Source organism: Candidatus Methanomethylophilaceae archaeon (genome assembly GCA_017524805.1).
Taxonomy (GTDB): Archaea; Thermoplasmatota; Thermoplasmata; order Methanomassiliicoccales; family Methanomethylophilaceae; genus Methanoprimaticola.
In genome coordinates, this window is record JAFXUX010000047.1 from 20,680 (window position 1) to 29,932 (window position 9,253).

General features: G+C 56.9%; 8 protein-coding genes. 4 read left to right on the plus strand and 4 right to left on the minus strand.

From position 1 onward, the window contains the following. The 3 genes from IKP20_09270 to IKP20_09280 are packed head-to-tail and all read left to right on the plus strand — an operon-like array spanning nucleotide 1 to nucleotide 3,166. Entirely contained in the window at nucleotides 1-420 is a 420-nt protein-coding gene (locus tag IKP20_09270; GenBank protein MBR4505135.1) for a hydrogenase iron-sulfur subunit, read from the plus strand. A 1-nt stretch (nucleotide 421) separates the two neighbouring features. After that, nucleotides 422-1,648, plus strand: a complete 1,227-nt coding sequence (locus IKP20_09275) for an oxidoreductase (GenBank protein ID MBR4505136.1) — start codon at nucleotides 422-424, stop codon at nucleotides 1,646-1,648. Continuing rightward, nucleotides 1,649-3,166 carry a Ni/Fe hydrogenase subunit alpha gene (locus tag IKP20_09280; protein ID MBR4505137.1) on the plus strand — a complete coding sequence of 506 codons (1,518 nt, stop codon included), beginning with the start codon at nucleotides 1,649-1,651 and terminating at the stop codon, nucleotides 3,164-3,166. A 161-nt stretch (nucleotides 3,167-3,327) separates the two neighbouring features. Here IKP20_09280 and IKP20_09285 read toward each other — a convergent pair whose 3' ends face one another. The 4 genes from IKP20_09285 to IKP20_09300 form a co-directional block, all read right to left on the minus strand. Then, on the minus strand, nucleotides 3,328-4,119 hold the full coding sequence (locus IKP20_09285) for a metallophosphoesterase (protein ID MBR4505138.1): 792 nt from the start codon (nucleotides 4,117-4,119) through the stop codon (nucleotides 3,328-3,330). Further along, complete coding sequence (locus IKP20_09290) at nucleotides 4,116-5,498, minus strand: NAD(P)H-hydrate dehydratase (GenBank protein ID MBR4505139.1); 1,383 nt, start codon at nucleotides 5,496-5,498, stop codon at nucleotides 4,116-4,118. Before IKP20_09290 ends, IKP20_09285 begins: the two co-directional genes overlap by 4 nt. 4 nt (nucleotides 5,499-5,502) lie before the next feature. Continuing rightward, on the minus strand, nucleotides 5,503-5,799 hold the full coding sequence (locus tag IKP20_09295) for a signal recognition particle subunit SRP19/SEC65 family protein (GenBank protein MBR4505140.1): 297 nt from the start codon (nucleotides 5,797-5,799) through the stop codon (nucleotides 5,503-5,505). A 101-nt stretch (nucleotides 5,800-5,900) separates the two neighbouring features. Continuing rightward, the gene (locus tag IKP20_09300) at nucleotides 5,901-6,278 is read right to left on the minus strand and encodes a 30S ribosomal protein S8e (GenBank protein ID MBR4505141.1); all 378 of its coding nucleotides are present in this window, start codon (nucleotides 6,276-6,278) and stop codon (nucleotides 5,901-5,903) included. Between the two features lie 258 nt (nucleotides 6,279-6,536). Between IKP20_09300 and IKP20_09305 the strand changes: the two genes are divergently transcribed. Beyond that, nucleotides 6,537-9,253: Ig-like domain-containing protein (locus tag IKP20_09305; protein MBR4505142.1), on the plus strand; the 2,717-nt coding region annotated here is incomplete at its 3' end.

Consider the following 9,253-nt stretch of genomic DNA (forward strand, 5'->3'; position numbering starts at 1 on the left):
ATGGCAGATTTCGAACCCAGAATAGTCACCTTCTGCTGCAACTGGTGCTCGTACGCGGGCGCAGACGGAGCAGGAGTCGCCAGGCTTCAGATGCCCACGAACTTCCGCATCATCAGGACGATGTGCTCCGCCCGTGTCGACCCCGAGTTCATCCTCAGGGCCTTCTCCAAAGGCGCAGACGGCGTCATGGTCCTCGGATGCCACCCCGGAGACTGCCACTACATCGGCGGAAACTACAGGGCGAGAAGAAGAATCGCGCTCCTGAGGCTCGTCCTCGAGCAGTACGGATTCGACCCCAAGAGATTGAAGCTCGAGTGGGTTTCAGCGTCTGAAGGAGAGAAATTCCAGAAGACCGTCTGCGAATTCGTCGACGTCATCAAAGCCCTCGGTCCAACCCCCCTTGTGAAGGAGGCAAACTGATATGAGTTTCTTAGACAAACTGTTCAAGAAGAAGGAAAGCGTCGAGAGCGCCGCCAAAGAGACGGTCGCCAACGCCGCCAAAGCGGCAGACAAAGCCGTGGACAAAGGTGCGGCCGCTGTCGCCGACCTCGGGGAAAAGGTTACCCACGTCCTCGAGAAAGCGGACCTCGGAGAGCTTCTCCCCGGAGCGCCTTCCGGCGGGAAGATCAACCTTGCCATCTACTGGGCTGCGGCTTGCGGAGGATGCGACGTCTCTATCCTCGACGTCAACGAGAGGATCCTGACCGTCGGTGACATGGCCAACATCGTCATGTGGCCCGTCGCCGCGGATGGGAAAGAGAAGGACATCGCAGCCATGGATGACGGAGAGATCACTGTCTCCATCATCTCCGGAGCGGTCAGGAACACCGAGAACGAGCACATGGTCAAGCTGCTCAGGCAGAAGTCCAAGATCGTCGTCGCCTACGGAACTTGCGCATGCTTCGGCGGAAGCCCCGCCCTTGCCAACCTCGTCCCCGACGGAAAGGACGACATCCTGAACTACGTCTACACCAAGACCCCCACCAGCGCCAACTTCCAGGCGGATTACCACAAAGACAAGCCGGTCATCCCCCAGGTCTCATACCAGGCGCCCGAGGGAGAGCTCACCCTGCCCGTTCTGTTCGACACCGTGAAGACTCTGGACCAGGTCGTCGACGTGGACTACTTCGTCCCCGGATGCCCTCCCCAGCAGGAGACCATCAGCCAGATGCTGAAAGCCGTCGCCGACTTCGCGTACGCCGGAGTTGCTCTGCCCCCCAAGGGAACCACCATCGGCATCACCACCAAGACTATGTGCGATGAATGCCCCAGGAAGAAGGCCAACGCCAGAATCGACAAATTCCTCGACCCCTACCAGGTCAACGTCGAAGAGGGCAAATGCCTGATGGACCAGGGAATCCTGTGCCTCGGCCCCTCTACCATCGGAGGATGCGGAGCCAGATGCACCAAGGCAGGCCAGCCTTGCCGCGGATGCTACGGACCCACCGCGGAAGTCCAGGAGCAGGGAGCCAGTATGTTCACCGCCGTCGCATCTCTGATGCCTGTCCTCGACGACGATCCCATCATCGACGAGGAGAAGATCATCAAGCTCGTCAGCGAGATCAAGGACCCCCTCGGATACTTCTATGCCTTCACTATGGGCAAAGCTCTGATCAAGAAAGCCGTCAAAGAGACTGGAGGTCAGTAAATGGCAGCACCTATCATTTGGGATGACAAGCAGAAAGTCAAAGGTAACCGTGTGACCGTCGACCCGATCACCCGTCTCGAAGGCCACGGAAAAATCGAGATCTTCCTTGACGACAAGGGAGACGTCACCAACGCATACTGGCAGGTCCCCGAACTCAGAGGGTTCGAGAGATTCTGCATCGGAAGGAGGATCACCGAGCTCAACCAGATCACCGCCAGGCTTTGCGGCGTCTGCCCCGGAGCCCACCACCTCGCTTCCACCAAAGCTATCGACGGATGCTTCAACGCGAAGCCCACCCCGACCGCTTACCACATCAGGGACACGTTCTACAACGCGCACTTCGTGCACAGCCACATCGCGCACTTCTACGCTCTGGCCGCGCCCGACTTCGTGTGCGGACCCGCAGCCCCCGCCGCGGAGAGGAACGTCCTCGGAGTCGTCGGCCGCGTCGGTCTCGAGCTCGGAGGAGCCGTCCTCAAAGCCCGTGCGGAAGCCCAGGAGATCCAGACCATCCTCGGAGGGAAAGCGACCCACCCCGTCATGGGAGTCGCCGGAGGAGTCACCAAATCCGTCACCGAAGAGGAGAGGCAGAAGATGATCGCCAACGCGAAAGACATGCTGGAGTTCGCCAAGACCTCCGTGCAGGTCTTCAAGGACGTCGTCTACGCCAACAAAGACTACATGGGCATCGTCCTGAACCCCGACCTCTACTACCACGAGACCTACCACATGGGTCTGGTCAACGGCAAGGGACAGTTCGAGATCCACGACGGAAAAGTCAAGGTCGTCAACCAGAAGGGCGAGCAGACCCACCTCTACGACCCCTACGACTACCTCGACAACATCGGCGAGGCCATCGAGCCCTGGTCCTACGAGAAATTCCCCTACCTGAGGAAACCCGGATACAAAGGTCTCGTAGACGGGCCCGACAGCGGTCTGTACAGAGCGTCTCCCCTTTCCAGGCTCAACGTCGCCGAGTCCATGCCCACGCCTCTCGCCCAGGACGCCTTGGTCGAGTACCGCGGCATCCTCAAAGACGCCGGCGTCAAAGGACCCTGCCAGCACACCCTGGTCACCCACTGGGCAAGGATCATCGAGCTCCTCTGCTGCGCTGAGAAGTGCCTGGAGGACTGCGAGGACAAAGATGCGTTCAAAGGCGACATCAAGCAGACCGACCTCGTCCCCGGCGGACGCGGAGTCGGATGCGTCGAGGCTCCCCGCGGAACCCTGACCCACGACTACACCTGCGATGAGAACGGAATCGTTACCGCATGCAACCTCGTCGTCGGTACCACCAACAACAACGGTCCCATCTGCATGGACGTCGCCAAAGTCGCGAAAGCCCTCATCCACAACTTCGAGGTTTCCCCCGGTCTCCTCAACATGTGCGAGATGGCCTTCAGGGCTTACGACCCCTGCAACTCCTGCGCTACCCACAGCCTCCCCGGCCAGATGCCTCTGACCGCCGAGATCAGGAACGCCGACGGAACCGTCTACGACACGATCACCCGCAACTGATCGGAAAAACAGAGGGGGAAACCCCTCATCTTTTATTTTATACCAATTTATTATCTTTATTTTATTATTTTTATAAAATCAATCACTCTATAATTTATTTCATCTGAAATTCACTGTAAATAATGTGAATAATGGGTTTCCAGTGGAAATAAAGGGGTGGGTCAGGAAAAATCCGATTGGAATCGTATCTTCGGATTTCCGCGGCGTGTTTTTCTGACCATTAGGTCTGAGCGCTTCCCGAGGTCCACGCCGTCGAGAAGGTAGAAATGGGAGCCGTCGAAGTCGACCAGTTCGCTTCCCAATATGGGGCCGATCGGTTCGGTCTCCTCGGAATTCATAGGCGACCCGCCCAGCATCCTGTTGAATGCCGGCACTACAACGAATGCCTCCGGCAATGCGGGATAGGTCTCATTGGATTCTTCTTTGAATCTTCCCCTGATCCAGCAGGGTTCCGTCATTATCTTGCCTATCCCATCGACGAACATGACCGCGGGGTGGTTGTGGGCCATCACGAGGGTCTTTGCTGCCATAACTTCTTCGGAAGGCCATCTGTGCCCATGGACAAGGCCGACATCGCCTATGCGGAGCCCTGTGGCCGGGCGGACTTTCACGCGGCCCGGAAGGAATTCCTCTATTCCGGTATCGTGGTTTCCGCGGACGACGTCGATGATATCGAAGCGCTCGAAGAGTTTTTCGAAGAAATCCGGGATTTCAGCGTACTCTTGTTTGGTTGATCCGGGGACAGAATCTTTGACGTCTCCGATGACCACCAGTCTGCTTGTGCAATCGTCCGCGGCCTCCAAAATGGAATCGAGCATATCGTTCGTGCGGGACACCAGATGGAACCCTTTGGCGCGCATATGCGATTCGAGGCCTATGTGCAGGTCGCCGATGACCATGTAATTTCCGATCTTCAGCGCTGGTATGCCGTAAACCGGTTGCATAGAAGTCATCTGAGCCCTTCGCTCAGGATCGTCGGTATGCAGTCGATGACGTCGGTGGCAATGAGTCCGTACGATTTGGTCTCGAATGCTTTCTCGCCGGCTCTGCCGCATATGTATGCTCCGAGGCAGGCGGCATCGAAAGGGCCCATGCCTTTGGCCATAAGCCCTGCGACCGCTCCTGCGAGGACGTCTCCCGTCCCTGCTCCGGTCATCGCCGGCGTTCCCGAAGAATTGTAGCGGGTTCTGGTCCCATCTGTTATAAGGTCCACCTTTCCTTTTTTGAGGATGGTCGCTCCCATCTTGGAGGCGGTCTCCTCCGGGCTCTTCCCGTCCGAGATCCTGGAGAATTCTCTGCTATGAGGCGTCAATACAGTAGGATTCCTGAGAGTCAGGCCTTTGGCCGCCGATATCCCATCCGCATCGATGACGGTTGGGATTTTGCAGGCGCGAAGGAATGCCATCGCGGTTCTTATCGTCATTTCATCGGAGCCCAGGCCGGGGCCTATCAGGACGGCATCGAAATCTTTGGATGCGCTCAGAATTATGTCCAGCGAGTCCGCATCCAGATGGTCGCCGGGAAGCTTCGTGGCCATCAGGACCGGCGATGCGGCGGCGACTTGCGGGTACGAGGATTCAGGCGTGAAAACTCTGACGATGTCCGCTCCGATGCGGAGGGCGCTCATCGCAGACATTGCTGGGGCCCCGAAATAAGGGCCTCCGCCTATGATCATCAGCCTCCCATTGTTTCCTTTGTGGCTGTCCGCGAGAGGGACGGGATACCTGAGCATGTCTCCGGGCCCTACCCTCGTGTAAGCTTCCTCGGGGATCCCTATGCCGGCTATGACGATCTTTCCGCAGTTCTCCGCTGTCATCCCTATTTTTGCGTCGTGGAAGGTCACCGTGGCGCACGGCTTTATGCAGACGTCCGACCCGAATCCCGACGGGACGTCCGCAGATATAATGGGGAGGCCGGACGAATTGGCGTCGGCTATGAAGCTCGCGTATGGCTCGCGGACGCTGCCTGACGTCCCGGTTCCGAGGGCGCAATCCACGATCAGATCGAACCCAGCGAAGGAATCCTTCCCGGCGTACGCTTCTATGGGGCATTCCAAAACGGAATATCTCTCCCGGGCGATTTCGGTGCGGATCGATGATGGTTTCTTCAGGAGGCAGACTTTCGTCCTTTCCGGGTCCATTCTCAGAGCGGCCGCGAATCCGTCTCCGCCGTTGTTTCCCGTGCCGCAAACGAAAACCGCTCTTTTATCGGGGTATTCTTTCCCGATGAAAGATGCCAAAGCCGCTCCCGCGTTGTCCATCAGCAGCGATGTCGGGATGCCGAGCGCTTCCGCGTTGGCGTCGAGTGTGCGGGCATCGGCCGGGGATATCAAAAGATCACTTCTTCTGGTTCTGGATCAGCGTTTTCCCGACTTCGCGGAGAAGTTCGGTCTTGCGGATCTTGCCCTTCTCGACCTTTACGCAGCCATGGAGGGCGCGGGGGGCCTTCGGGTATGATTTGGTCTCTATGACCTCATATTCCAGATCCAGGATCATCGCCGCCTTGGCTATGATGTCGAGGCTGGGATTCTTGACGCACAGCGATTTCGGGGCTCTTCTCCCTTCGTCCCTGGTGCGGTTCAAATCGAAGTATTCGGGCCAGAGTGTTATTGCGACGTCCGCATCGTAAGCCATGTGGCCGCCAATGGCCTGCCCAATAATAAATCTTGGCGATAGAAATGGAAAAATCCATCCTTATGGATGGTAAAGGGTTTTTCGATTGGATTACTAATAGCTCAAAGCAGTACTGCGTTGATGGCGCCGTCCTGTCCGGGCCTGGATGTGACAATTGCGTCCCCAGCCTCGGTAGAGATGGTGGCGCCTTTGTTGATGATGTTACGCTGAACGTAGTTGGGGTCGGCAGGATTCGATTTGACGGTCAGGATCTTGACTTTCTTGATCGTCTTGTTCTTTTTGTCGACGACATTCGCATACTCTGCGCTGAGCATTCCAACCTTGACGTTTCCGCCGGCTCCGCGATACTGCTTGAGGTTCTGTTTGCCGATCCTGGTAAACTGCTTCTCTCTGCCGATCTCGAATTTTCTCTTGCCCTGGGAAGCGATGAGCCTGCCTCCGGTGGGCTTTCTGTTGGATTTACCCTGCCAAAGTGCCATTGTAATCGAGGACGCTAATCATGGTGCCATATTTAAAATTATCACCCCAGCTTTTTAAGCCGAAGACAGGGAAGATTCCTCGGGCGCCCTTCGGATCGCGGGGGGCGAGGGTCTGTTTGAATATATGTCCCTCTTATATTGTTTTGTTTTCTACGAATTATTGGATTCAATCAGAATTGGATGTATGTGATATCTTTATACGCAATGCTCCGAATATGGTAGCGACTCCCCGGATTCATCCGAGGGTGGTGATTTGAAATGGATAGAGGCAAGATGATAGCGCTTATAGCGGCGATCGTCGTGATCATAGCAGCGATCGTGGCCGTTTATGCGCTCACATCGGGGCAAGACAATAAAGACAGCACCGTGAAAGTCACGGGCGTGACTCTTTATCCGTCCGAAACGTCCCTTCAGGTAGGATCCACTTCCACTTTGACCGCGAAAGTGGCTCCCGCCAATGCAAGCAACAAAATTGTGACCTGGTCTTCCGACGCTCCCTCCGTTGCGACGGTCATCAACGGCCAAGTGACAGCCGTGTCTGTCGGCACCGCGACGATAACCGCGACCACCGCCGACGGGGGATTCAAAGCCTATTGCAAGGTCACCGTGACCACTGACAAAATCGCCGTCACAGGCATAACTCTCGACAAAGAGACCTTGAAACTCAGGACCTCCGGCACCGGAACGCTCGCCGCTACCGTGATGCCTCAGGGCGCCACCGACAAAACCGTGAGCTGGTCCACGAGCGACGCTTCCGTCGTGGCAGTCTCCAACGGGGTGCTCACCGCGATCTCCCCGGGAACCGCGACGATAACCGCGACCACCGCCGACGGAGGATTCAAAGCGTCCTGCGTCGTCACAGTCATCGACAGCGCGGCGGTTTCCAGCGTGGACGATGCCGTCCTCAAGGTATACGGCAACGTCAACGGAGACAAAACCATCGATTCCAATGATCTCAGTCTGCTCCAGTCTCTCGTCGATCTCGGCACCAACGTGACCGATTCCAACGTGATGGCCGACGCCAACAACGACGGCAAGATCGACGTCAAGGACATAGCTGTGGTCCAGAAGATCATAGCCCGCCAGCCCACCGAGATCTGGCACGTCAACTATCACGACCAGGACGGCGACGGCACCATGGATGTCGTCATCACCGAGACCCTGTTCCCCATAAGTTCCATCATCATGACCGGATCCTCCAATTCGTTCATGCTCATGTGGATGCTCGGAATCACTGAGGAAATCAAGGGAGCCAGCTACTCGTCCACTTCCATAGACAAGTACTTCCAGTATTATCTCGACACTTCGAAGGTGGAGAGGCTCGGCACCTCCTCGATGGATATCCCGTTCGAGAACGGCAAGATCGGATCCTCCAACGTCATAGCCGAGAAAGGCGTGACGGCCCTCATCTCAGACTGGAACAGATCCTACATAAAGAACTGGCAGGACTACGAGAGCTCAGGCATTGACGTCGTCAGGGTTGCGGCCGCCTCCGTCGAGATGGACACCTTCTCGCACAGCGCGCTCCTTCTCGGTCTTCTCATGAATAGGGTCGACAGATCCATCGAACTCGTTGAATTCTACGAGAATGCCTACGACCAGATCAACGAGAAGCTCGCTGGCACCACTTCGGCCCCCAAGTTCATGACTTCCAGCGGAAACGGCTACGTCTCCGTGGGCAATTCCGATTACAACAAAGTCGGGACACTTGCAGGCGGGGAATACGCCCTCTCAGGGCTGGATACCAGCGGCTCTTCCTCGATAAAGATCGCTGAATACCCCCAGATCTTCAACACCCAGCTGTACAATTTCGATTACATCCTCCATCTGAGGACCGGGCACTACTATGCCAACGACGTCGACACTGTCAAGCTGTGGGACGACTACACCGCCCACTTCACCGACTGGGAGAAGGGAACCGAAGGGCAGTACATCATCTGCGGAGGAATGCCTGTCCCGATGAGGGTCGCCTACGCCGCGTCCGTCCTCCATCCCGAAGCCGTGACCAAGGATTTCGCCAACGGACTGCACCAGCAGCTCGTCGACAAGTTCTTCAACGGCGACAAGCTGGACATAAGCTCCATGAGCTTCATCATCCACAACTACGTGTCCACCTCCGACGAAGCCTCGCTCAAAGTCTACGGCAATGCCGACGGCGATTACAAGATCGACTCTGCCGACATAGCTGTCATCAATTATCTCATCGACAAGGGCGTCTCCGTCACCGACGCAACCAGGATGGCCGACGCCAACAACGACGGCAAAATCGATGCCGAGGACGTCGCGGTGGTCCAGAAGATCATCGCCCGCGAGCCCACCCCCATCTGGCATGTCAACTACCACGACCAGGACGAAAACGGGACCATGGACATCGTGATCGCCCAGACCCAGTTCCCCGTCGACTCCATCATCATGACCGGATCCTCCAACGCGTTCATGCTCATGTGGATGCTCGGCATCACCGAGGAGATCAAGGGAGCGAGCTACTCCGCCACCTCCGTGGACAAGTACTTCAAGTACTACCTCGACACCACGAAAGTGGAGAAGGTCGGAACCTCTTCCACCACGATTCCCTTCGAGAACGGAGCGGTCGGATCCTCCAACATAATCGCCGAGAAGGGCGTCACCACCCTCATTTCCGACTGGAACAGGACCTACATCACCAACTGGCAGGACTACGAGAACGCCGGAATCGATGTCGTCAGGATTTCTGCGGCCGCAGTCGAGATGGATGTTTTCACGCACAGCGCCCTGCTCGTCGGCCTCCTTATGGACAGGGTCGACAGGTCCATAGAACTCGTGAAATTCTACGAGAATGCCTATGACCAGATCAGCGCGAAGCTCGCCGGCCTCTCCGAGGCCGACAAGGTCCCCTTCATCGCCTCGAGCATGACCGGATACATCTCCGTCGGGGACTCCGACTACAACAACGTCGGGCGCCTCGCAGGAGGGGTGTACGCGCTCGAGAGCATGGA

Coding starts and splice junctions, on each gene's coding strand:
- IKP20_09270 (MBR4505135.1), top strand. CDS start 1: ATGGCAGATTTCGAACCCAGAATAGTCACCTTCTGCTGCAACTGGTGC.
- IKP20_09275 (MBR4505136.1), top strand. CDS start 422: ATGAGTTTCTTAGACAAACTGTTCAAGAAGAAGGAAAGCGTCGAGAGC.
- IKP20_09280 (MBR4505137.1), top strand. CDS start 1,649: ATGGCAGCACCTATCATTTGGGATGACAAGCAGAAAGTCAAAGGTAAC.
- IKP20_09285 (MBR4505138.1), bottom strand. CDS start 4,119: ATGACTTCTATGCAACCGGTTTACGGCATACCAGCGCTGAAGATCGGA.
- IKP20_09295 (MBR4505140.1), bottom strand. CDS start 5,799: ATGGCTTACGATGCGGACGTCGCAATAACACTCTGGCCCGAATACTTC.
- IKP20_09300 (MBR4505141.1), bottom strand. CDS start 6,278: ATGGCACTTTGGCAGGGTAAATCCAACAGAAAGCCCACCGGAGGCAGG.